A 23,009-nucleotide genomic window follows, 5' to 3' on the forward strand; every position below is an offset into this window, starting at 1 on the left:
GTCCCCGGACAACCCGGCTCACGCTACGCGACGCGAAGCCCCCTGGCCCAGGGTTTGAGAGTTCCCCTATGCACTATTTGTTCGGTTCACATGCCTGCGGGCCGGACCCCGGAGGCCCCGATCGCTGTCGGGACTTCCGGCGTCCGGCCCGGCGAGGCCGGCGGGCGCCCGCGTCTTCCGGGCCCTGACGCCCCGGCCGCTAACGCATCGTGCCCGGTCGGCCCGCCCCCGTGTTCCCGGTGCCGCCCTTGGGCCACAGTGCCGAGACGATGAGCACGGCGGCCGCGGCTATCACGATCTGGAACAGCAACTCCCAGAAGTTGAAGCCCCGGGTACTGAGGTTGAGCAACCGGGCCAGGCCCGTCCCGGCGAAGGCCGCGACGATACCGACGATCACCGTGAGCCAGATCGGCATGTTCTGTTTGCCCGGGACGATGAGCCGTCCCAGGGCCCCGATGATGGCGCCGAAGACTATGGCGCTGATGATGCCCGTGACGGTCATGGGCGCTTCCTTCCCGTGCGACGCTCTCACGGTTCGGATTACCCCTGACCTCGCACAACAACACAAACCCGGCGAAGTACTGACCGAAAACAGGCAAACCACACGGCCTCCGGCCTGCTCGCCTAGCGGCTCGCAGTCCTCCGGGAGGCCCGGCGACGCACCCGATCCCTCCGGATGGTCGGGCGCGCTGGTGGCCCCGAGGCCGGAGGGACGACGCCAGGATGCCGAGCACCCGATCTGGGAAGTACGCGGTCGGGCGGCCGGTGGCCCCGAGGGCCGGGGCGACGACGCCAGGATGCCGAGCGCCCGACCTGGGAAGTGCGCGGTCAGGCGCGCCGGTGGCCCCGAGGGCCAGGGCGACGACGCCTGCTTCCCGAGCGCCCGATCCCCCTGGGAAGTACGTGGCCGGGCGCTGGTGGCCCCGAGGCCGGAGGGACGACGCCAGGATGCCGTGCGCCCGAGCTGGGAAGGATCGGGGCGCTCGGGAGGGGGGTTAGCGGAGGCGGACGTGGTCGGGCCAGGAGTGGGTCGGGGCGTAGTGGGGGGTGCCGGAGTGGGCGGCGCGCCAGTAGCCGGTGCGGTGGGCCTTGACGGTCTTGGTGAAGCGGCCGAGGGAGTCGGTCGTGGCGTTGGCGACGTGGGTCCAGCGGCGGGGTTCCTGGACGTCGGCGCTGAAGTACAGGCGGACGCTCGCGTTGGCGTACTTCACCATGCCGTCGGGGGCGGCCAGGGGGTCGAGGCGGGTGAGGCGGCCTTCGAGCCTGAGGGGGCCGCCGCGCTTGGCGGGCTCGGGCCCGGCGTCGAAGCGTGGGATGCGGGTCTCGCGCCGCACGTAGACCTGCTCGGTCCTGACGGTCGTGCCGGAGACGCCGTCCCAGGCGTTCACGCGCACGTCCCACAGGCCGGTCGCGCGCGCACGGTCGAGCGTCACCGACGCCTCCCACTGCTGGACGGCCCCGGAGGTGCTGAGCCGGACCGCGTCGACCTTCTCCTTGACCCCGTCCTGCGGGCCGAAGTCGACGGTCACCGACGACGCGCCGGTGGCCCGTATTCGCGCGGTGAGCTTGGTGGTCCGGTTGTCGCGCAGCACCGGGTTCTCCGGCGTCACCGCGACGTCCTCCACGGTGGCGGCCCTGCGGGCGGCCTCGGCGGGCGCGACGCCCACGAGGCCGAGCGGGAGGGCGAGCAGCCCGGCGACGCAGGCCCGGGAGACGACCGAGGGGGAAGACACACTGCAAGACATGCTGGAGGACAAAGACGGCTCCTGTAGTTCGAACGGCGGGACCCCCGATGACCCCCTTGGGGAAGGGGGCCGGTCCCGCCGCCGAACGCTAGCCGCAGGGCCCCGTCCACCTCCGGCGGACGGGGTAAAGATGCGGCGAGGATCAGGTGTAGAGGCCGTCGATCTCGTTGGTGTACTTGTCGTGGATGACGCGGCGCTTGAGCTTCAGCGTCGGCGTCAGCTCCTCGGTCTCCGCGGTCCACTCGTTGTCGAGCAGCGCCCACTTCTTGACCTGCTGGACGCGGGCGAGGCGGGCGTTGGCGTCCTCGACGGCCTTGCCGACCTCCTCGAGCACCAGCGGGTTCTTGGCGAGCGCGGGCAGCGAGGTGTCCTCGATGCCGCGCGCCTGCGCCCAGACGGGCGCGACCTCGCCGTCGAGGGTGAGCAGCGCGACGACGTAGGGCTTGCGGTCGCCGAACGCGAGCGCCTGCCCGATCAGCGGGTGCTCCTTGAGGTGGTTCTCGACAAGTGACGGCGCGATGTTCTCGCCGCCCGCGGTGATCAGCAGCTCCTTCTTGCGGTCGACGATCGACAGGAACCCGTCCTCGTCGATGACGCCGATGTCGCCGGTGGACAGCCAGCCGTCGGCGTCGTACAGCTCCGCGGTGGCCTCCGGCCGGTTCAGGTAGCCGGGGGTGCAGGTCGTCGCGCGGAACTGGACCTCGCCGTCCTCCGCCAGGCGCAGCTCGACGCCGGGGAAGGCGCGCCCGACGGTGCCGAGCTTGAAGGTGTCGTTGGTGTTGGCGGTCGCCGCGCCCGTCGTCTCGGTCATGCCGTAGACGTCGAGGATGGCAAGGCCAAGGCCGGAGAAGAAGCGGGCGACCTCGATCGGCAGCGGCGCGGCGGCGCTCATCGCGTGCGCGACGCGGTCGAGGCCGAGCAGCGAGCGGATCGTGGACAGCACGGCCTCGTCGGCGGCCTTGAACTTCGCCTCGAGCTCGGGCGTGAGGGTGCCGCCGTACTCGCGCGCGGCCATGTACTCGCGGCCGACCGCCATCGCGCCCGCGATGGCCGCCTTCTTGTTCTCGTCGGTCTCCATGGACAGGAACGCCTGGATCCCCGCCATGATCTTCTCCCAGATCCGGGGGACGCCGAAGAAGCCGTTCGGGCGGACCTCGCGCAGGACCGTCGTCAGCTGGGTCGGGTCCGGGCAGAAGTAGACGTGCCCGGCCCGGTACAGCGCGAGGTAGTAGGAGATGACGCGGTCGGCGATGTGCGCGAACGGCAGGTAGGAGACCGCGACGTTGTGCGGGGGCAGGCCGGCGGTCTCCTCCGAGCACAGCGCCTCGTACAGCGCCATGCGGTGCGTGATGAGGACGCCCTTGGGGTTGCCGGTGGTGCCGGAGGTGTACAGCAGCGTCAGGGTGTCGGTGTCCTTGACGGCGGCGGCGCGGTCCTCGGCGGCCTGCGGGTCGGCGGCGTAGGCGCTCTCGCCGAGCGCGACGAACTCGTCCCACGAGAGGTACAGGTCGCCCTCGGGCACGTCGTTGAGGACGATGACCTTGCGCAGCTTGGGCAGCTGGTCGATGACCGGCTGCCAGCGCGCGAGCTGGTCGGCGCCTTCGAGGACGGCGTAGGCGGCCGAGGAGTTGTCGGCGACGTACTGCACCTGGTCGGGCGCGAGGGTCGCGTAGACGGTGCTGGGGACGCCGCCGGCGTGCACCGCGCCGAGGTCGGCGAGGATGTGCTCGGACCGGTTGGACAGCATGAGCGCGACGACCTCGCCCTGCTGGAGTCCGAGCGCGACGTATCCCGCGGCGGTCTTCAGCGCGCGGTCCCGGACGTCGGCCCAGGTCAGGGTCGCGCCGCCGAGGTCGGTGTAGGCGGGAAGGTCGCCGTGCTTGGCGGCGGTCTCGCGCAGGACCGTGGTGATGGTCCGTCCCGCGATCTGAGCGTCGAACGCGGCCCGCTCCTCCTGGATGGCCGTGGTGGTGCTCATGGGTGGCGCGCCTCCGTTGTAAATCTTCACTTATGTCGGGGGGAGCGTCTATCGGACCACGGAAGCCCACCTCAGACAAGACCCGTTTCCTGATTTGCCCCAGATCGTGGCTGGATGCCCACCGGGCGTCGCAGGAGACAGTGCCCGCGCCCATTGCCCACCGCATACCGCGCCCCGGTCGTCGGCGAAGACCGGCGAGGGTACGCACCGGGCGTGACGTCGACAGACCCGCCGCGCGAGAAGACGTTCTTCGGCCATCCGCGACCGCTCGCGACGCTGTTCATGACCGAGGTGTGGGAGCGTTTCAGCTTCTACGGCATGCGCGCGATCCTCGCCCTGTTCCTTTCGACGGCGATCATCGACGGCGGACTCGGCCTCAGCACCGGGACGGCCGCCGCCGTCGTCGGCGTCTACAACGCGATGGTCTACCTCGCGGCCCTGCCCGGCGGCTGGCTTGCCGACCGGGTGCTCGGGCCGCAGCGCGCGGTGCTCGTCGGCGCGGTGATCATCATGCTCGGCCACATCTCGATGGCGATCCCCGGGTGGGCGGGGTGGGTGTACCTCGGGCTCGCCCTCATCGTCGCAGGGACCGGCCTGCTGAAGCCGAACATCTCCACGATGGTCGGCCACCTCTACGACAACCGCGACGAGTCGCACCGCGACGCGGGCTTCTCGATCTTCTACATGGGCATCAACCTCGGCTCGCTCGCCCCGTTCGTCGTCGGGTGGCTGGGCCAGAACGTCAACTACCACCTGGGGTTCGCGTGCGCGGCCGTCGGCATGTTCCTCGGCATCGTGCAGTACGTCGCGGGCGCGAAGGGGCTGCGCGGGATCGGCGCGCGGCCCACCCACCCGCTCACCCCGCGCGAGCGGGCGCGCGCCGTGCGGGCCGTCGCGCTCGGGGTCGGCGGGCTGCTGCTGGTCGGCGTCGTGGCCGGGCTCGTCGGGGTGCTCACCCTCGACGCGGTCACCGTCTTCCTGACCGTCGTCGCGGTCGCCGTCCCGGTCGGGTACTTCTGCTACATCCTGCTCGGCGACCACGGCCTCACCGCCGACGAGCGCAGCCGCATGAAGGTCTACCTCGCGCTGTTCGCCGCAGCGGCCGTCTTCTGGATGATCTTCGACCAGGCCGCGACGACCCTGACGACGTTCGCCGCGACGTCCACCGACCTCAACGTCTTCGGCTGGGCGATGCCGTCGAGCTGGACCCAGAACATCAACCCGATCTGCATCATCGTCTTCGCGCCGCTGTTCGCCGCGCTGTGGGTGCGGCTCGGCGACCGGGTGAGCACCCCGCTCAAGTTCGCGGTCGCGCTCGCGCTGGCCGGACTCAGCTTCGTCGCGATGGCCGGGGCCGCGTCGATCGCGGCGACGGGCGTCAAGGTGTCGGTGCTGTGGCTCGTGCTGGTCTACCTGACGCAGACGTTCGGCGAGCTGTGCCTGAGCCCGGTCGGCCTTTCGGTGACGACCCGGCTGGCCCCCGCGATGTTCGGATCGCAGATGATGGGCGTGTGGTTCCTCGCGGTGTCGGTCGGCGACTCCGTCGGCGGGCAGGTCGCGCGGCTGTCGGAGGGCGGCACGAGCCCGGCGTACTTCCTGTGGTCCGGCCTGTTCGCGATCGCCGTCGGGGGCGTCCTGCTGTGCTTCGTGCCGAGGCTGCGCAGGGTGATGAACGAGCACCCGGGCGCGGGGCTACATCCGGAGGCCGCGGCTGATTCGGACGGCCGGAACCCCGGTGACCCGGGGAAATTGTCAGAGTAAAAAGGGATTCGGCGGCCCGATTGTCATGATCAGTAGTGGCCGCGACATGTAGCGTTCGGAATAGTGCGGTGTCTGATGTGACCCGAGAGACCGTGACCCGCGAGACCTTGCTGGAGGACCCCCGCCATGCCCGCCTTCGAGGTCGACGAGCGGCATCCGCCGATCAAGCCGAGGCGCGTCACCTTCGACTGGGACGACACGCCGCTGCACTGGATTCCCGGCAATCCGGTCGCCACCCACATGATCAACTCGTTCCACCTCGTGCTCCCCGAGGGTGAGCGATGGTTCATCCAGTGCGTCCAGGACGCCAAGCCGAGCATCACCGACGAACGGCTGCTCGAGGAGATCAAGGGCTTCATCGGCCAGGAGATGGTGCACGCCCGCGCGCACGGCAGCTTCCTCACCGAGCTGCTCGACACCCACGGCATCGACCACCGCAAGATCACCCAGGCGGGCGAGGAGGGCAACCGGACGCGGCCCGCCGAGCGCGCCAAGCTGTCGCCGCGCGCCCGCCGCAGGATGCTGCGGTTCGAGCTGTCGGCGGTCTCGGCGATCGAGCACTACACCGCCGTCCTCGGCCAGTGGATTCTCGACAATGACGAGCTCGACAAGGCGGGCGTCGACCCGACCATGCTCGACCTGCTGCGCTGGCACGGGGCCGAGGAGGTCGAGCACAGGTCCGTCGTCTTCGACGTCTACAAGGCGCTCGGCGGCGGCTACCTGACGCGCGTCGCGGGCTGGCTCGTCTCCCTGACGTTCCTGTACTGGGCGCTCATCGGCGGCGCGAAGTTCCTGCTCGACCGCGACCCGACGCTCGGCCGCAAGCCCACCCTGCGCTGGATGTACAGGGAGTACCGGCGCGCGGCCAAGGCCAAGCTCGTGCCCGGGCTGTTCCGGCTCCTCGTGGTCGAGGGGCTCATCTACCTGAAGCCGGGCCACCACCCGTCGCGGATCGGGAGCACGCCGCAGGCGCTTGAGTACCTGCTGAAGTCCCCGGCCGCCAAGGCCGCGGGCTACGACCCGTACTAGCCGGAACCGTCGCCCGGTCGGCCTCGACCGACCGGGCCCGGTTCGCTCCGGTTTGCTCTGGTCAGCTCTGGAGGTAGTCGACCAGGGCTTCCCGCTCGGTCTCCAGCTGGTCGATCGCGCTCTTGACGACGTCGCCGATGCTGACGATCCCGGTGAGCCGTCCGTCCTCGAGGACAGGCACGTGCCGAATCCGCAGCTCGGTCATCACCGGGCGCAGTCCCTCGATGTGGTCGGTCGGCGCGCAGGTGTGCACCACCCTTGTCATGATCGAGGCGACCGCGCCGTCCAGGGCGTCCGCGCCGCGCTCGTGCAGGCTGCGCACGACGTCGCGTTCGGAGGCGATCCCGGCGATCTCGGGCCCCGCCATGACGACGACCGCGCCGATCTTGTGTTCGGCCAGGACCGCGAGCATGTCCCGCACCGAGGTGTCCGGGCTCACCGTCGCCACCTGGTGGCCTTTTCTGCGGAGAATGTCGGATATGCGCATCGCTCGGCAGCCTCCCCTCCCGCACACGGTCGCATTTTCCGGGCGCGGAGTATAGGGCCCCCGGGACCGCCTTTACTCACCCGCGGGGGCATCATGCCCCGGCCGTCACGGTGTCCGGGGTGCTACGGCGCTCCGGGAGTCACGGCGCTCCGGCCATGACGGCGAGGAACTCCCTGGGCAGGACGAGGTCCGCGCCCTCACCCCTGGTCTGCAGGAGCGCGAGTTCGCCGTCGCGCCACCAGAACAGGGCGGGGCTGAGCGAGCCCGGGCCCTCCTCGTAGCCCGCGCGCGCCTGCTCCTTGAGGGCGGCCGCCGCGCGGACCGCGACGCCGGGGCCGACCGCGTCGCCGAGCGGGAACGCCACGATCGTGCTGCGGTTCGGCACCGCGACGAGCGCGCCGCGCGGGCCGAGGTCGAGGTACTCGTCAAGCCAGGCCAGGTGCGTCGCGGCGTAGAACGTCCAGCCGTGCAGCAGGCTGACGGGCACCCCGTCGGCCTCCTGCTCCTCGCACTGGAGCGGGCCGTCGGAGTGGACGCCCTCGCGGCCCAGCGTGAACAGCTCGGCGAGCGGCACGGGCCAGGCGGCCATCTCCTCGCGGGTGACGGTCCGCACGGTCGTCGGGGTGTCGACCACGACGACCTCGATCAGGCCCGGCGCGAACGGCCGCGCCGCGAGCACGCCGTTGTCGGCCTCGGCCGGGTAGACGCGGGTGCGCAGCAGGTGCCTGGCGAGCGTGAAGTCGCTGAGGTCGAGCGGCTCCTCGACGGCGGTGACGATCGTGGTGACGTGGTCGGCGACGACGGCGGGCCAGTCGTCGCGCGGGACGAGCCGGGCGAGCTGCCGCAGATTGCGCATCCCGACGTGCAGCCGTCCCGTCCCCTCGAGCAGCATGACGTCGCCGGGGACCCGGGTGCACGAGTAGCCGAGGCTCTCCGCAACCAGCACCACCAGGGAGTCCAGGGCGGCCTCGTCGCCGTCCCGACGGCTCCCGCTCATGGGTCCCTCCTCCCACACACGGTCACCCAGGCAGCTTGACAGCAAGGACACACCCTGCGGAAGACCCCACAGCCGCCTATCCCGACCTGGAGGGGTCGCGGACGGCCCGTCGGTGGGACACTTGGGGGAGTCATGAGACAGACCCCGCACATCCTCGTGGTCAACGGGACCAAGGTCCGGCGGCCGGTGTTCGTCGTCGGCGCGCCCCACTCGGGCACCGGCATGGTCGCCCGGGCGGTGAAGCGCTCCCACGGCTTCCATCTGACCCGGGGCAGGCCCTCGGTGACCAAGATGGTCTACGCGTTCGCCCGCCGCCCCTCGATGGCCGCCGACAGCGGCAGGGGCGCGGCCCGGGTGCTGCGCGACGCGTTCGCCGAGGCGTGGCGGCTCGGCCCGGGAACGTGCGCGGAGTGCCCGCCTGAGTGCCGTGTGCTGTCCGGCTCGGCCGGAGCGCGCGGGGACGCGCCGTGCGCCGATCCGTCAGGCGTGCACCGGTTCGCCGACGCGACCCCCGACCTCATCTACAGCACCGACGTGCTGCTCGACGCGTTCCCCGACGCCCAGATCGTCCAGGTGATCAGGGACGGCCGCGACGTCGTCGCCGACATGCTCGACGACGAGCGCTGCCTCGCCTGGTTCCGGCCCGGCATCCTCAACATCGACCACGTGTTCCCGCACCCGTTCCTCGGCGTTGACGAGCCCGAGTGGCGCAGGCGCTGGGCGCAGTCGTCGACCGCGATCAAGTGCGCGCTGCGCTGGCGCGGCTCGGTGCGCCTCAGCGCCGCGCTGCACGCCCAGATCCCCGAGGAACAGCTCCTCACCCTCCGCATGGAGGACATCGTCGCCGCCCCCTCGGCCACCGCGACCCGCCTGTCTGACTACCTTGGCGAGCCGATCTCCGCCGAGGCCCTGACGGCCGCCGCCTCCCGCCACACCGCCGACCACCGCCCCAACCTTCCCGCCCTCCCCGGCGCCGACCCCGCCACGGGCTGGCGCGACCGCCTCACCCCACGCCAGATCGCCCAGATCCACAAGATCGCCGCCCGGGAGCTCCAACGCCTCGGCTACGCCAAGGACTGAACCCCTCGGGGGCCGTCACTCGAAGGGCCGCGCGCCGGGGCGGAGGTCGTCGGCGAGCCAGCCGATGGCGACGCCGGTCGCGGCCATGCCGACGACGAGGGCGGTGAGGCGCACAAGGAAGCGGTGCATGGGTGTCTCCACGTCTCGCGGGGCGCCGGGAAGGCGCTGGATGGGGCCAGGTTCGGCGTTCCCGGTGGCGTGGCGGCCAACACGGGTGCGCGGGGCGGCGAACAGCCCGGAAACCGCAAAGGGGCCGGCAAACGGGACCGCCGCGTGCGTCAGGCGGGACGCCAGCGGTTCTGCCCGCCGCCGCCGGGGGCGCACGTGTAGTTGACGCCGCCGTCGCGCCCGACCGCGCCCGCGGCCGGGCAGGGCTCACCCGGGCGCACCGTGCCGTCGGGGTTCGCGCCGGTGTCGATCACCCAGGCCGTCGTCTCGGCCCCCGACCGCTTGACGCACCTCACCTGACGGCCCGCCGAGGTCTTGTCGACAAGGCCCTCGATCTCGCACGCCTCGCCGGCCACCGCGCGTCCGGTGGGCTTCGGGGTGACGGTGACGGTCTTGCCCGCGACGGTCACCGTGACGGTCGGGGAAGGCGTCGCGACGGGCCCGGTGAACGTCACCGGCGAGGAGCGTGATCCGGGAATCCCGCCCGAACACCCCGCGAGCGCGACACCAAGGACAAGCCAGGCCCCCACCGTCTTGATCATGGTTGCTCCCCCGAGACCGATGACCCACCAGGAGTGCTTTCGGTAATCAGCCGAAAGCACAGTGTCATCATCCTAGCGGAGTGGTCTCCGGGTCCTCCTGCCGGGCGAACTGGGTGCGGTACAGCTCGGCGTAAAGGCCGCCCCTGGCGAGCAGTTCCTCGTGGCAGCCGCGCTCGGCGATGCCGCCGTCCTCGACCACGAGGATCTGGTCGGCCTCCCGGATCGTGGACAGCCGGTGCGCGATCACCAGCGAGGTGCGTCCGGCGAGCGCCGTGCGCAGCGCCTTCTGGACCGCGACCTCCGACTCGGAGTCCAGGTGCGCGGTGGCCTCGTCAAGGACCACGACGGCGGGGGCCTTCAGCAGCAGCCGGGCGATCGCCATGCGCTGCTTCTCGCCGCCCGAAAGCCGGTATCCCCGGTCGCCGACGACGGTGTCGAGCCCGTCCGGCATGTCTTCGACGAGGTCGCGGACCTGGGCGTCGGACAGCGCCGTCCAGATCTCGGCGTCGGTGGCGTCCGGACGGGCGTAGCGGAGGTTGTCGCCGATCGTCGCGTGGAACAGGTGGGCCTCCTGGGTGACCACGCCGACCGTGGCCGCCAGGGACGCCAGCGTCAGGTCGCGCACGTCGACCCCGCCGATCCGCACCGCGCCGTCGGTGACGTCGTAGAGCCGGGAGACGAGCTGGGTCATCGTGCTCTTGCCCGCGCCGGAGTGCCCGACGAGCGCGATCATCTGGCCGGGCTCGGCGGTGAAGGACACGTCGTGCAGCACCTCGCGCGACGGCGCGGAGTCGGCCCGCGCGATCGACTCGAGCGACGCCAGCGACACCTCCTCCGACGACGGGTACCGGAACGTCACATGGTCGAACTCGACCTTCGGCGCGGACGGCTCCCCGGCCTTGGGCGCGGGCAGCGGACGCGCGTCGGGCCGCTCCTCGACCATCGGCTCGAGGTCGAGCACCTCGAAGACACGGTCGAAGCTGACCAGCGCCGTCATCACGTCGACCTGGACGTTCGACAGCGCGGTCAGCGGCCCGTACATGCGGTTGAGCAGGGCGGCGAGCGCGACGAGCGTGCCGATCTGCATCGAGCCCGAGACAGTCAGCGCGCCGCCGACGCCGTAGATCGCGGCGGTCGCCAGGGCCGAGACGAGGGTCAGCGCGGTGAAGATCACTCTGCCGTACATCGCGGCGATCACGCCGACGTCGCGGACGCGTCCGGCCCGTCCGGAGAAGCCGCCGGACTCCTCGGCGGGCCGCCCGTACAGCTTGGCGAGCATCGCGCCCGCCACGTTGAACCGCTCGGTCATGAGCGAGCCCATCTCGGCGTCGAGCACCATCTGCTCGCGGCTGATCTTCTGCAGCCTGCGCCCGACGAGCTTGGCCGGGATGATGAACACCGGGAGCAGCAGCAGCGCGATCAGCGTGATCGGCCACGACAGGTACAGCATCGCCACGAGGACCAGCACGAGGCTGATCACGTTCGAGACGACCGATGACAGCGTGGTCGTCAGGGCGCGTTGCGCGCCGATCACGTCGTTGTTGAGCCGGGAGACCAGCGCGCCGGTCTGCGCGCGCACGAAGAACGCGACGGGCATCCGCTGGACGTGGTCGAAGACCTGGGTGCGCAGGTCGTAGATCAGGCCCTCCCCCACCCGGGCGGAGAACCAGCGCTGCGCGAGCGACAGCGCCGCGTCAAGCAGGGCGAGCACCGCAAGGCCCACCGACAGCCACAGCACGACGGCCAGGTTCCCCGGCACGACGCCCTTGTCGATGATCGACTGGATCATCAGCGGTCCGGCCACCACGATCGTGGCCGACAGGGCGTTCAGGCCGAGGAACCATGCCATGTCCCGCTTGTACGGGCGGGCGTAGGAGACGATGCGGCGGACCGTGCCGGGCTTGAGCCTTTCGTGCTTCACCGACGAGTCGGTGCGGTAGGACCGCATCGTCGCGAAACCATTGCCCGGCATTCCCATGCGCGTCAACTCCCAGGGTCGATCGTCATTCTCCAGTGGAAGCCGACGATCATGCCCGTTATTCCGCTTCGCGCACCAGCCGCAGCACCTGGGCCTCGCGCTCGGCGCGGCACTGGTCGTCAAGCGAGTTGCCGGGGGCCTGCTGGAGCAGGGCCTTGGTGGCCCGCGCCGCGCCCGCGTCGACCTTGAGCAGCGCGGTGACGAGCTCGTCTACCGCCCCGTCCAGGTCCTCGTTCTTGACGATCTTCTCGACGAGGCCGAGCTCGCGGGCCTCGTCGGCGTAGACGTCGCGGGCCGTCAGGCACAGGTCGAGCGCGCGCGGCAGGCCGACGATGTCGACGAGCGGCTTGGTGCCGGTGAGGTCGGGCACGAGGCCGAGCGCGGGCTCCTTCATGCAGAACCTGACGTCCTCGGCGGCGATCCGCAGGTCACAGGACAGGGCGAGCTGGAAGCCCGCGCCGATGGCGTGGCCGTGCACCACCGCGATCGTGGTGAAGCGCGGGTCGCGCAGCCAGCGGAAGCCCTCCTGGTAGACGGCGATCAGGTCGGCCATCGCGGGCCGGGAGATCCCGGGCGGCAGGGCGGGGCCCTCGCCGGGGATGCCTTCGGGGGTGAACGCGCGGATGTCGAGGCCCGCGGAGAACGAGGGGCCCTCGCCCCTCAGCACGACGACGCGGACGGTGTCGGGCAGCTCCCTGCCCAGCGACGCGAGGCCCTCCCACATCCCCGGAGACTGCGCGTTGCGCCGTTCCGGGCGGTTCAGGGCGATCTGCGCCACAGCTCCGTCGTGGTGGTACTCGAGCCGCAGCCCGGCCCGCTCCAGATCCGTCATCTCACGCCTTCCTCGACTTGGCCGGTCTGCCGTCCAGACCGATGCCCGAGGCGCGGCGCGGACTCCGGGCCCGCCACCGCGACCGAACCGAATGTTACTCGGGTGTAGTGGTCGGCTCGCTGTCGACCGTGGCGGGCGGCCGGATCGTCCGTTGCGGCGACGGCCTGCGATCAGCCCTTCTTGCCCCGGGTCGCGCCGCCACGGCCCCGGAGGTTCACTCCGGACTCCGTGAGGATCCGGTGGATGAAACCGTAGGAACGGCCGGTCGCGGCTGCCAGGGCGCGGATGCTCTCTCCTTCGTCGTACCGCTTCTTCAGTTCGCCGGCGAGCTTGTCGCGCTCGGCACCGGTCACGCGGGTGCCCTTCTTCAGGGTTTCTGCCACGAGTACCTCCCGTAGTGATGTGGTGACCGCTGCGTATCTGCCCCCATGATCAGACATCTTTGCCGTCTCGGCTACCCGGTAGGCCAGAAAAGATCTGCCTGCTTCCTCAGAAGGTCAAGCCAGAGCCACCAGATCGGCGAATTCGTCACTCCAGATGTCTTCGACACCATCGGGGAGCAAAATCACGCGTTCCGGTTGGAGAGCGGTCACCGCGCCTTCGTCGTGGGTGACCATGACTATGGCTCCGGTGAAGGTGTTGATGGCCCCCAGGATCTCCTCGCGGCTGGCGGGGTCGAGGTTGTTGGTGGGCTCGTCCAGAAGGAGCACATTCGCCCTGGATACCACCAGTGTGGCCAGTGCGAGCCTTGTCTTCTCGCCGCCGGAAAGGACCCCCGCGGGCTTGTCCACGTCGTCCCCGACGAACAGGAACGATCCCAGGATCTTGCGCGCCTCGACCTCCGGCAGATCGGGTGCGGCCGACTTCATGTTCTCCAGGACGGAACGGTCGTGATCGAGAGTTTCATGCTCCTGGGCGTAGTAACCCAGACGAAGTCCATGACCCGCCACAACACTTCCGGTATCGGGCTTTTCGACCCCTCCGAGCAGTCGCAGGAGCGTCGTTTTCCCCGCTCCGTTCAGTCCAAGCACGACCACCCGGCTGCCACGGTCGATGGCGAGTCCGACATCTGTGAAGATCTCCAAAGATCCGTACGATTTAGACAAACCCTCCGCGGTGAGGGGGGTTTTGCCACAGGGAGCCGGTTCCGGGAAGCGCAGCCGGGCCACCCGGTCGGCCTTCCGCTCGCCCTCGACGCCCGACATCAGCCGGTCGGCGCGCTTGAGCATCTGCTGTGCCGCCTTGGCCTTGGTGGCCTTCGCGCGCATCTTGTCGGCCTGCGACTGCAGCGCGCCGGCCTGACGCGCGGCGTTGGCGTACTCGCGCTTGCGGCGCTTCTCGTCGGCCTCGCGGGTGTCGAGGTACTTCTTCCAGCCGACGTTGTAGACGTCGATCACCGAGCGGTTGGCGTCGAGGTGGAAGACCCGGTTCACCACCGCCTCAAGCAGGCCGACGTCGTGGCTGATGATCGCCAGGCCGCCCTGGTGGTTCTTCAGGAAGTCGCGCAGCCAGACGATCGAGTCGGCGTCGAGGTGGTTGGTGGGCTCGTCGAGCAGGAGGGTGTCGGCGTTGGAGAACAGGATGCGCGCCAGCTCCACCCTGCGGCGCTGGCCGCCGGACAGGGTGCTCAGCGGCTGGCCCATCACCCGGTCGGGCAGCCCGAGGCTTGACGCGATCGCCGCGGCCTCCGACTCGGCCGCGTAGCCGCCCAGCACGTGCAGGCGGTCCTCGGCCCTGCCGTAGCGGCGCACGGCCTTGTCGCGGGCTGCCCCCGTCTGGGTCGCCATCGCGTTCTCGGCGGCGCGCAGCTGCCGGAAGACCTCGTCGAGGCCGCGGGCGGCCAGGATACGGTCGCGGGCCAGCACCTCGAGGTCGCCCGAGCGGGGGTCCTGGGGCAGGTAGCCGAGGGTGCCCGAGCGGGTCACCGCGCCCGTCGCGGGCAGCGTCTCGCCCGCGAGTACCTTGGTCAGCGTGGTCTTGCCCGCCCCATTGCGGCCGACGAGGCCGACCCGGTCGCCCGGGTTGATGCGGAATGTGACGTTGTCGATCAGCAGCCGGGCTCCGGCGCGCAGCTCGATGTCTTTGGCGATGATCAAAGTGGGACTCCCCCGGGGACGTTCGACGGCTCCGCTCGACGCCTGCGGTCCCGCTGGACGCGGCGGAGGCACGGGAGCAGCGCACAGTCTACGTGTCGGCCCCGACGGCCCGCGAACAGGTTTCGGGACGATCCGCGCGGCGAGGCTCCATGATGGGACCCGGGCCGCGCATGGGACGGGTGCGGCACGAGAGCCTTGAGGAGAAGGGGGGCCACCATGCCCGAGGTCACCGGGAACGCGGCCCAGGGGACGCCCTGCTGGATGAACCTGGTCGGACCGGACGCCGCGACCGCCGAGTCCTTCTACGGACCGCTGCTCGGCTGGGAGTTCGAGCGCGCCGGAGCCGAATACGGCGGCTACGTCGTCGCCACGGTCGGCGGCAAGAAGGTGGCGGGGATCACCGGCGGCATGCCCGGCCCCGCCTTCTGGGGGATCTACTTCGCCACTGACGACTGTGACGGAGCCGCCAAGCGCGCGACCGACGCCGGGGCCGAGCTCGTCACACCCCCCGAGGAGGTCGGCCCCCTCGGCAGGATGGCCGTCCTCACCGACCCCCAGGGCGCGACCTTCGGCCTGTGGCAGGGCCGCGAACACATCGGCGCGGAACTCGTCAACGAGCCCGGCGCCCTGGCCTGGAACGAACTAGTCACCGCCGACACAGCGGCTTCCGCGGCCTTCTACGGCACAGTCCTAGGCGTCTCCAACGCCCCCATCCAACCCGGCGTCGACTACCTCACCCTGACGGTCGCCGGCCGCCCCGTCTGCGGCATCTTCGGCGTCCCCCGCCCCCAACTGGACGCCGCCCAGAACGGCAACGCCGCCTGGAAGGTCTACTTCGCCGTCCCCAACGCCGACACCACCGCCCAAACCGCCACCACCCACGGCGGCAAAATCCTCCAACCCCCCATCAACTCCCCCTTCGGCAGATTCACCGTCCTCACCGACCCCCTAGGCGCCGAATTCGCCGCAATCTCCCCAACCCCACCCCACCCCCAATAACCACCCCACCCCACCCCCTCCCCCAGCACCCCACAAAAGAACCCCACCAACCCCATCCCCCCACCCAAGCCCACCACCACAAAGGCTCAAACAAAGCCAACAACCCCCACCACCCCAACACGAAACTCACCCCAGCCCAACAGGACAAGCGCGACAGGGTGGGATAGCCACGACAGGTCGCGAACCGACCCCCTCCCCCACCACCCCAACCCAACCACCCAAGCCCACCAGCACGAAGGGCGCAGACGAAGTCGGCACCCCCTACCGCGCCAGCCCGGAACTCAGACCCAGCCCGACGGCCCGGACACGGCGGGTTCGACATCGGTGCCCTCCCCCAGCGCACCAACGCAAGCGCGCGGACTAGGTCGGCGACCCCTAACGCGCTGGCGCGGGTCTCGACCCCAACGCGGCGGGCGCGGGGTAGGCACGGCGGGGCGCGAATTGGAACCCTCCCCCAGCGCGCGAGCACAGGTCTCGACCCGGCACACCGGAACGGGCGCGCCCCGACGGGGTCGGATCGGTGTGGCGCGGGTTAGGCACCTCCCCACCCCACTAACGCAAGCCCCCAAGCGCACTAACCCAAAGACGCAGACAAAGTCGGCATCCCTTGCCGCACTGGCCCAAGCCTCAACCCGGTACAGCGAGACGAGCGCGGCAGAATGGAGCAGGCACAGCAAGGCCCGGATTGGACCCCTCCCCCACCCCACTAACGCAAGCACCCAAGCCCCCTAGCCCGAAGGCCGCAGATTAGCTCGGCGGCCCCTGCCGCGCTAGCGCAGGACTCGGCCCCAACACAACCGGCTTGGGGGCGGGCCCGGCGGGGCGCGGATTGAAGCCCTCCCCCAAGCGCTAACGTTGAGCGCGCCAGCGCGACGGGCGCGAACGAGGTCAACTGCCCCTTGACGCGCTAGCGCAAGACTCGGACCCAACGCGGCAGAGCGGGAATGGCACCTTCCCCTCGCGCAAAGGACGCGGATGAAATCGGCGGCCCTTGACGCGCTAGCACGGAACTCGAACCCAACGCGGCAGAACTCAGATTGGCCCCCTCCCACCGCACTACCGCAGCACCCAAGCGCGCTAGCGCAAAGGCCACAACGAAGTCGGCACCCCCTGCCGCGCTCCCGACGCGGCGGAATAGGGCCCGGCAGGTCGGGATCGGCCCTCCCCTGCCGCACTGGCACAGGTCTCGACCCAGCACGGCGGGACGGGCGCAACGGAGTGGGGTGAGCGCGGATTGGGACTATCCCTAGCGCACTAACGCAAGCACCCAAGCGCGCTAACGCGAAGGCGCAGACGTAGTCGGCAGCCCCTACCGCGCTAGCACGGAACTCAGACCCAGCGCAGCGGGGCGGACGCGGCAGGGTCGAGATTGGGACCCTCCCTATCTCTAACACGAGCACCTAAGCCCACTAGCGCAAAGAACGCGGACGAAGTCGGCGACCCCTGCCGCGCTGTCACAGGTCTCAACCCGACACAGCGGGACCGGCGCGACGGCGCGCGGCGCGGATTGGGACCCTCCCCCCGGCGCACTAACACGAGCGCCTAAGCGCGCAAGCGCAGGTCTCGGACCCAGCGTGGCAGGGCAAGGATTTCGGGCTCTCCCCAAGCGCACTAGCGCGAAGGCGCAAAGGCGCCGACGAAGTGCCCGCCCTGCCGCGCTGGCACAGGTCGCGGACCCAGCCCGACGGGGTGGGCACGGCGGGTCTGGATTGGGGCGCTCCCCTAGCGCACTAACGCAAGCGCGCTAGCACGAAGGACGCGGATTAGCTCGGCGACCCCTGATGCGCTAGCGCAGGTCTCGGACCCGACGCGGCGGGGCGGGGTGGGATGGGCGCGGCGGGGCGGGGCGGGGATTGGAGCCCTCCCCTCCCTCACTAACACGAGCGCCTAAGCGCGCTAGCGCGAAGGCGCGGACGAGGTTGGCGGCTCCTGACGCGCTGGCACGGGACTCAGACCCAGCGCGGGAGGACGGGCACGGCCGGGCGGGGTTGGCGCCCCCTCGCGAGGGGGCGCGGGTGAAGGCGACGGCGCCTGACGCGCGGGCGCAGGTCTCTGCCTGGCGCGGCGGGGTGGTGCGGCAAGACGGGGATCGGGCCCTTCCTAGCGCTAACGTGAGCGCGCTATCGCGACGGGCGCGAGCGAGGTCGGCTGCCCCTTGACGCGCTAGCGCAGGTCTCGGACCCGACTTAGCAGGCCCCGGACTGGGACCCTCCCCAGTCGCGCTAACGCGAGTGCCTTACGCGCTAGCGCGACTGGGGGACGGATGAAGGCGGCGGCTCCTGGAGCGCTGATACGGGACTCAGACCCAGCGCGGGAGGACGGGCACGGCAGAGCGGGATTGGTGCCCTCCCCTAGCGAGGGGCGCGGGTGATGTCGACGACTCTTGACGCGCTGGCGCAGGTCTCTGCCCGGCAGGCGGGGCGAGCGCGACGGCGTGGGGTGGGCGCGGCAGGGCCCGGATTGGGATCCTCCCCTGGCGCGGGGGCGCAGGTCTCGACCCGGCAGCGGGACGGGCGCGGCCCGACGGGGTGGGGTGGGCGGGGCGCGGGTTAGGGACCTCCCCTAGCGCGCTAGCGCGAGCGCCTAAGCGCGCTGGCGCGGCGGGGGTGGATGAAGGGGGCGGGCCTTGGCGCGCTGGCGCGGGGCTCGACCCGGCGCGGCGGGGCAGGCGCGGCAAGACGGAGATGGGACTCTCCCCTAGCGCGCTGGCGCGGGCGCCTTAGCGTGGTAGCGCGCAGGGGCGCGGACGAAGTCGGCGGCCCTTGATTGCTGGCGCGAGACTCGGACCTGGCGCGGCAGGGCGGGGATTGCGACTCTCCCTTAGCGCGCTAGGGCGAAGGTGCGGATGAAGTTCGCGGGCCTTGGCGCGCTGGGACGGGACTCAGGCCCGGCGCGGCGGGGTGGGGACCCTCTCCTAGAGCGTTGACGCGAGCGTCGAGCGCGCGGGCGCGACGGGGGCGGGTGAAGGGGGGCGGGGCTTGGCGCGCTGGTGCAGGTCTCTGCGCGGCGGGGTGGGTGCGGCACGACGGGGATGGGGGTCTCCCCTAGCGCGCTAGCGCGAGCGCCTTTGGCGCGCTGGCGCGCAGGGTGCGGATGAGGTCGGAGGCCCTTGATCGCTGGCGCGGGACTCGGACGCGGCGCGGGAGGGTGGGGATTGGGGGCCTCTCTTCGCGCGCTAGGGCGAAGGGCGCTGGTGAGTGGGCGGCCTTTAGCGGGCTGGCGCGGGGCTTGAGCGCGGGGCGGCGGGGCCCGGGGCGGCGGGGTGGGGAGTTGGGGCGTTCCCTTAGGGCGCTGGCACGACGGGGGCGGAATAAGGGGGAGGGCCTTGTCTCGAGCCGGCGCGGTGGGGTGGGGATTGGGGCTCTTGCTAGTGGGGTAGCGCGAGGGTTTTAGCGCGCTGGCGCGACCGGGCGGATCAGGGGGCGGGCCTTGGCGCGGTGGGCGGGGCGCGGGTTAGGGACCTCCCCTAGCGCGCTAGCGCGAGCGCCTTAGCGCGCTGGCGCGGCGGGGGTGGATGAAGGGGCGGGCCTTGGCGCGCTGGCGCGGCAAGACGGAGATAGGGCTCTCCCCTAGCGTGCCAACGTGAGCGCCTTAGCGCGCTGGCGCGAAGGGCGCGGACGAAGTCGGCGGCCCCTTGACGCGCTAGCGCGGGACTCGGACCCCGGCGGCAGGGCAGGGATTGGGACCCTCCCGTAGCGCGCTGGTGCGAGCGCCTTAGCGCGCTGGTGCGAAGGCGCGGAGGAAGTCGGCGGCCTTGGCGCGCTGGGACGGGACTCAGGCCCGGCGCGGCGGGGTGGTGTGGGTGCGTGCAAGACGGGGATGGGGGTCTCTCCCCTAGCGCGCTGGCGCGAGCGCCTTAGCGCGCTGGCACGCATGGTGCGGATGAGGTCGGAGGCCCTTGATCGCTGGCGCGGGACTCGGACGCGGCGCGGGAGGGTGGGGATTGGGGGCCTCTCTTCGCGCGCTAGGGCGAAGGGCGCTGGTGAAGTTGGCGGCCTTTAGCGGGCTGGCACGGGGCTCGGGGCGGTGGGGTGGGGATTGGGGCTCTTGCTTAGTGGGGTAGCGCGAGGGTTCTAGCGCGCTAGCGCGACCTGGCGGATCAGGGGGGCGGGCCTTGGCGCGGCGGGTGGGTCGCGGGGGCGGGCCTTGGTGCGGTGGCGGGGGTCGCGGGGTGGGGTTAGCGGGAGAGGGCTCGGATTAGGTCGGCTACTCGGACTACGCCTTGGCAGCGGCCGATTTCGTCGATGACGACGAGGTCGTCGTAGACGCGTTCTTCGTCGCGGCCGGCGGCGCGGAGGGCGGCTACGGCGGGGACGGTGCGGGGGACCAGGCGGGGCTGGTCGGCTAGGCGGGCGGCGGGCTTGGCGGCGTGGAGGGCGTGGCCGAAGGGGCCCGAGAGGGTAAGCAGGAAGCGCGATCTGTTGACCGTCGCGCGCGGTTTGAGCCTTTCGTCCACGAGGACGATGCTGCTGACGCCGTCGGCTCCGGCGAGCGCCTCGAGGACCTCGCCCGCGTTGGCGGTGTCGGGCATCGTGACGGCCGGGAGGGTGAACTCCGAGACGCGCGGGCCGAGGTCGCCGTGGTCGGGCTCCTCGGTGACCGGCACCGGCACCCTGACGGGCTGGCCAGGCCGCCAGTCGGGCGGGGTGAGCAGCGGCCCCTGCATCAGCCGGACGCCCAGCGCGCGCAGCTTGGCGAGCTGCTCCTCGGTCTGCACGCCCGGCGCGAGGACCCGGGTGCCGACCCGGTGCGCGACGGTCACCAGGCCCGCGACGAGTGCCGCGCGGCGCGGGTCGGCGACGGCCCTGCGGGCGAGGTCGCGGTCGAGCTCGACGAGCGACGGGGTGCCGTCGATGAGCAGGTCGAGCGGCGCGTGCGCGGCCCCGAGTCCGCCGAACGCGACGGGGTAGCCCGCGTGCCGCAGGTCGGAGACGCCGGCCGCGACCGCCGAGCGCACCGCGGGCGGGAAGCCGCCGGTGATGCACACGATCACGTCGCGCGGCCGCCGTCCGGCCTCGTGCAGGCCGTGGTGGAGCCGGGTAAGCGGGGCGCGGCCGAGCGCGAGGGTCTCCGCGCGCAGCGCCACGCGCAGCGGCAGCGGCACGCCGCCGAGCGCCCGCGCGCCTTCCACGGCGCGGCGGACGTCCTCGGCCGCCGGGTCGGCGCTGAGGCCGGGCGGCGGCCCGGCATGCGCCGCGACGGCCACGACCGCGCCCGCGTCGAGGTCGAGGACGGGCTCGAAGAGCGCGCCTCCGGCGACACCGGCCGAAAGCGGCGTGTCCAGTACTGCCACACCGGCATCATCCCGCCGCCCCCGCCGCCGATCTACGCCCCAAGCCAGACGTTCACCCAGATTTCGCCCAACCCGACGCCCCTACAAACCCGTCAAGTCCCACACCCCCGGTGAACGCCGGAGGATGCGGGACTTGGGCGGGTGGGGTCAGAAGTCGGCGGCGATGACTATGGAGATCAGGTAGGTGAGGGCGGCCACGCCCGCCAGGTACGGGAGGGGCCCCAGGTCCGCGCCGCGCAGGGCCTGGACGACGACCGCCGCCACGAGGCCCGCGACGAGGACGTCGCCGGTCATCGCCGCCGCGCGCAGGTGTGCGCCGCCGCGCCTGCCGCGGCCGAAGGACTCGCTCACCGCGAGGCCGCGTTCATCCCTGCGGTAGGCGAGCTGGACGCCGTAGGCGAGCAGTACCCCGCCCGCGATCAGCCCCGCGGTCATCTCCTCGCGGTACACGAGGAAGGTCGCGACGCCGACGCCAGCGAGCATCGCGAAGACCGGTACCAGCCATCCCTGCCGACCACGGCGTTCCGGAGCAAGCCACATGCCCCCATCCTTGCGTAGTACGGGCCCGCGCGCGTAGATCTTTCCTGGCCTGTCGCGGGTCCGTGGGCGCGCGCGACGAAGTTCGGGGCCGTCCGAAGCGCCCCCGGAGCGCCCCCGGACCCCGTCGAACACCGGTCTGTATTCGACGGGGAGGTGCGACCACCCGCTTCAGCTGGCTAGGGTCATGGCGTGGCGCAGTATCGGATGAACGGCTCGAACATGCTCGCCGTCGACCTCATGGGCGAGACGATCCGCGCCCTGAACGGGTCGATGGTCGCCTACGAGGGCCAGATGACGTTCAAACGGCAGGGCATGACCGGCGGCGAGGGCCTGATGGGCGCGGTGCGCCGCAGGGTCGCCGGCGAGTCGATGACCCTCATGGAGATCTCCGGCCAGGGCACGGTCTACCTGGCGCACGAGGCGACCGAGATCAATCTCGTGCCGTTGCAGGGCGACACGCTGCTCGTGGAGTCCGACAGCCTGCTCGCGCTCGACGGGCAGCTGTCGACCGGCGTGCAGTTCACCGGCCTGCGCGGGATGACCAGCGGCCAGGGCCTTGCCACGACCAAGGTCGAGGGGCACGGCACCGTCGCGATCCTTTCCGACGGGCCCGCGATCGCGCTCGAGGTGACGCAGCAGCAGCCCCTCAGCGTCGACCCGCAGGCGTACGTGGCGCACCGGGGCCAGCTCCAGCAGGACTTCGTCACCGACGTCAACTGGCGGACGGTGCTCGGCCAGGGCTCCGGCGAGAGCTTCCAGCTGCGTTTCACCGGCCACGGCCTTGTCTACATCCAGCCCGCCGAGCGCGGCGGCGGCCTGGCGGGGGAGGTCTGATGCCCGGCTACAGCGCGGTCAACAAGAAGATGATCCAGGTCCCGATCGGACCCGGACACGAGGTGTACTCCAAGCGCGGCGCGATGCTCGGCTACGTCGGCGCGGTCACGTTCACCGGCTCGGTGACGGCCGGGGCGGGCGTCGGCGCGATGCTCGGCCGCACCCTGGCCGGTGAGAACACCGGCATGATGCACGTGACGGGCCAGGGCAGCGTCATGTTCGGCCACCACGGCCTGTACGTCGAGATCGTGGAGTTGCAGGGCGACACCCTGTACGTCGAGGCCGACCGGCTGCTCGTCCACGACGCCTCGCTCCAGCGCGGCACGATGTTCCTCGGCGAGCAGGGCGGCCTGTCGGGCGTCATCCGGGGCCAGATGACCGGGCAGGGCCTGTTCACCACGACCCTCACCGGGCAGGGCTCGTGCGCGCTGCTGTCGCACGGCGGCGTGATCCAGCTCCCGGTGCAGCAGGGCCGTCCCGTCTACGTCGACCCGCAGGCGTACGTGGGGCACAGGGGCCAGATCCAGAACCGGCTCAAGACCGCCGTCGGCCTGCGCGACCTCATCGGCCGCGGGTCGGGCGAGGGCTTCCAGTTGGAGCTGTCGGGCCAGGGCGTGGTGTACGTCCAGGCCAGCGAGAGGAAGATCTGA

At 71.4% G+C, this 23,009-nt stretch carries 18 protein-coding genes; 6 read left to right on the forward strand and 12 right to left on the reverse strand.

The features are described from left to right. Nucleotides 1-199: 199 nt before the first annotated feature. From R9X44_RS12090 to R9X44_RS12100, 3 genes are all read right to left on the reverse strand, one after another. On the reverse strand, nucleotides 200-502 hold the full coding sequence (locus tag R9X44_RS12090) for a GlsB/YeaQ/YmgE family stress response membrane protein (protein WP_319814162.1): 303 nt from the start codon (nucleotides 500-502) through the stop codon (nucleotides 200-202). A 493-nt stretch (nucleotides 503-995) separates the two neighbouring features. Then, a complete protein-coding gene (locus R9X44_RS12095; RefSeq protein ID WP_319814163.1) occupies nucleotides 996-1,733 on the reverse strand; it encodes a hypothetical protein in 738 nt (245 codons plus the stop codon). A 154-nt stretch (nucleotides 1,734-1,887) separates the two neighbouring features. Continuing rightward, on the reverse strand, nucleotides 1,888-3,723 hold the full coding sequence (locus R9X44_RS12100) for a long-chain fatty acid--CoA ligase (RefSeq protein ID WP_319814164.1): 1,836 nt from the start codon (nucleotides 3,721-3,723) through the stop codon (nucleotides 1,888-1,890). Between the two features lie 213 nt (nucleotides 3,724-3,936). Here R9X44_RS12100 and R9X44_RS12105 point away from each other — a divergent pair, with 213 nt between their 5' ends. Together R9X44_RS12105 and R9X44_RS12110 are read left to right on the forward strand one after the other, a co-directional pair. After that, nucleotides 3,937-5,484 carry an oligopeptide:H+ symporter gene (locus R9X44_RS12105; protein ID WP_319814165.1) on the forward strand — a complete coding sequence of 516 codons (1,548 nt, stop codon included), beginning with the start codon at nucleotides 3,937-3,939 and terminating at the stop codon, nucleotides 5,482-5,484. A 126-nt stretch (nucleotides 5,485-5,610) separates the two neighbouring features. Beyond that, complete coding sequence (locus R9X44_RS12110; protein WP_319814166.1) at nucleotides 5,611-6,513, forward strand: metal-dependent hydrolase; 903 nt, start codon at nucleotides 5,611-5,613, stop codon at nucleotides 6,511-6,513. A gap of 61 nt (nucleotides 6,514-6,574) precedes the next feature. Here R9X44_RS12110 and R9X44_RS12115 read toward each other — a convergent pair whose 3' ends face one another. Beyond that, the gene (locus tag R9X44_RS12115; protein ID WP_319814167.1) at nucleotides 6,575-7,000 is read right to left on the reverse strand and encodes a CBS domain-containing protein; all 426 of its coding nucleotides are present in this window, start codon (nucleotides 6,998-7,000) and stop codon (nucleotides 6,575-6,577) included. Nucleotides 7,001-7,139: 139 nt separating this feature from the next. Next, a complete protein-coding gene (locus tag R9X44_RS12120; RefSeq protein WP_319814168.1) occupies nucleotides 7,140-7,997 on the reverse strand; it encodes a hypothetical protein in 858 nt (285 codons plus the stop codon). A 132-nt stretch (nucleotides 7,998-8,129) separates the two neighbouring features. Here R9X44_RS12120 and R9X44_RS12125 point away from each other — a divergent pair, with 132 nt between their 5' ends. Continuing rightward, nucleotides 8,130-9,077, forward strand: a complete 948-nt coding sequence (locus tag R9X44_RS12125) for a sulfotransferase (protein ID WP_319814169.1) — start codon at nucleotides 8,130-8,132, stop codon at nucleotides 9,075-9,077. Nucleotides 9,078-9,355: 278 nt separating this feature from the next. On the opposite strand, the gene R9X44_RS12130 is transcribed toward R9X44_RS12125, so the two are convergent. From R9X44_RS12130 to R9X44_RS12150, 5 genes are all read right to left on the reverse strand, one after another. Further along, nucleotides 9,356-9,787 (reverse strand): hypothetical protein, encoded by a 432-nt coding sequence (locus R9X44_RS12130; RefSeq protein WP_319814170.1) that lies wholly within the window; start codon nucleotides 9,785-9,787, stop codon nucleotides 9,356-9,358. A 67-nt stretch (nucleotides 9,788-9,854) separates the two neighbouring features. Then, nucleotides 9,855-11,765, reverse strand: a complete 1,911-nt coding sequence (locus R9X44_RS12135; protein ID WP_319814171.1) for an ABC transporter ATP-binding protein — start codon at nucleotides 11,763-11,765, stop codon at nucleotides 9,855-9,857. Nucleotides 11,766-11,823: 58 nt separating this feature from the next. Next, nucleotides 11,824-12,597: an enoyl-CoA hydratase/isomerase family protein gene (locus R9X44_RS12140; RefSeq protein ID WP_319814172.1), complete on the reverse strand. Its 774-nt coding sequence runs from the start codon at nucleotides 12,595-12,597 to the stop codon at nucleotides 11,824-11,826. 170 nt (nucleotides 12,598-12,767) lie between these two features. Continuing rightward, on the reverse strand, nucleotides 12,768-12,980 hold the full coding sequence (locus R9X44_RS12145) for a helix-turn-helix domain-containing protein (protein WP_319814173.1): 213 nt from the start codon (nucleotides 12,978-12,980) through the stop codon (nucleotides 12,768-12,770). 114 nt (nucleotides 12,981-13,094) lie between these two features. Continuing rightward, a complete protein-coding gene (locus R9X44_RS12150) occupies nucleotides 13,095-14,693 on the reverse strand; it encodes an ABC-F family ATP-binding cassette domain-containing protein (RefSeq protein WP_319814174.1) in 1,599 nt (532 codons plus the stop codon). A 216-nt stretch (nucleotides 14,694-14,909) separates the two neighbouring features. On the opposite strand from R9X44_RS12150, the gene R9X44_RS12155 reads away from it, so the two are divergent. Then, complete coding sequence (locus tag R9X44_RS12155) at nucleotides 14,910-15,692, forward strand: VOC family protein (protein ID WP_319814175.1); 783 nt, start codon at nucleotides 14,910-14,912, stop codon at nucleotides 15,690-15,692. Nucleotides 15,693-19,869: 4,177 nt separating this feature from the next. On the opposite strand, the gene R9X44_RS12160 is transcribed toward R9X44_RS12155, so the two are convergent. Next, entirely contained in the window at nucleotides 19,870-20,985 is a 1,116-nt protein-coding gene (locus R9X44_RS12160; protein WP_319814176.1) for an EAL domain-containing protein, read from the reverse strand. A 147-nt stretch (nucleotides 20,986-21,132) separates the two neighbouring features. After that, on the reverse strand, nucleotides 21,133-21,525 hold the full coding sequence (locus R9X44_RS12165) for an ABC transporter permease (RefSeq protein ID WP_319814177.1): 393 nt from the start codon (nucleotides 21,523-21,525) through the stop codon (nucleotides 21,133-21,135). Nucleotides 21,526-21,714: 189 nt separating this feature from the next. Between R9X44_RS12165 and R9X44_RS12170 the strand changes: the two genes are divergently transcribed. Both R9X44_RS12170 and R9X44_RS12175 read left to right on the forward strand, forming a co-directional pair. Next, nucleotides 21,715-22,359, forward strand: a complete 645-nt coding sequence (locus R9X44_RS12170; RefSeq protein WP_319814178.1) for an AIM24 family protein — start codon at nucleotides 21,715-21,717, stop codon at nucleotides 22,357-22,359. Further along, nucleotides 22,359-23,009 (forward strand): AIM24 family protein, encoded by a 651-nt coding sequence (locus R9X44_RS12175; RefSeq protein WP_319814179.1) that lies wholly within the window; start codon nucleotides 22,359-22,361, stop codon nucleotides 23,007-23,009. The genes R9X44_RS12170 and R9X44_RS12175 overlap by 1 nt, the downstream gene beginning before the upstream one ends.

The sequence above is a fragment of the Actinocorallia sp. A-T 12471 genome (assembly GCF_033875155.1).
Classification (GTDB): domain Bacteria; phylum Actinomycetota; class Actinomycetes; order Streptosporangiales; family Streptosporangiaceae; genus Actinocorallia.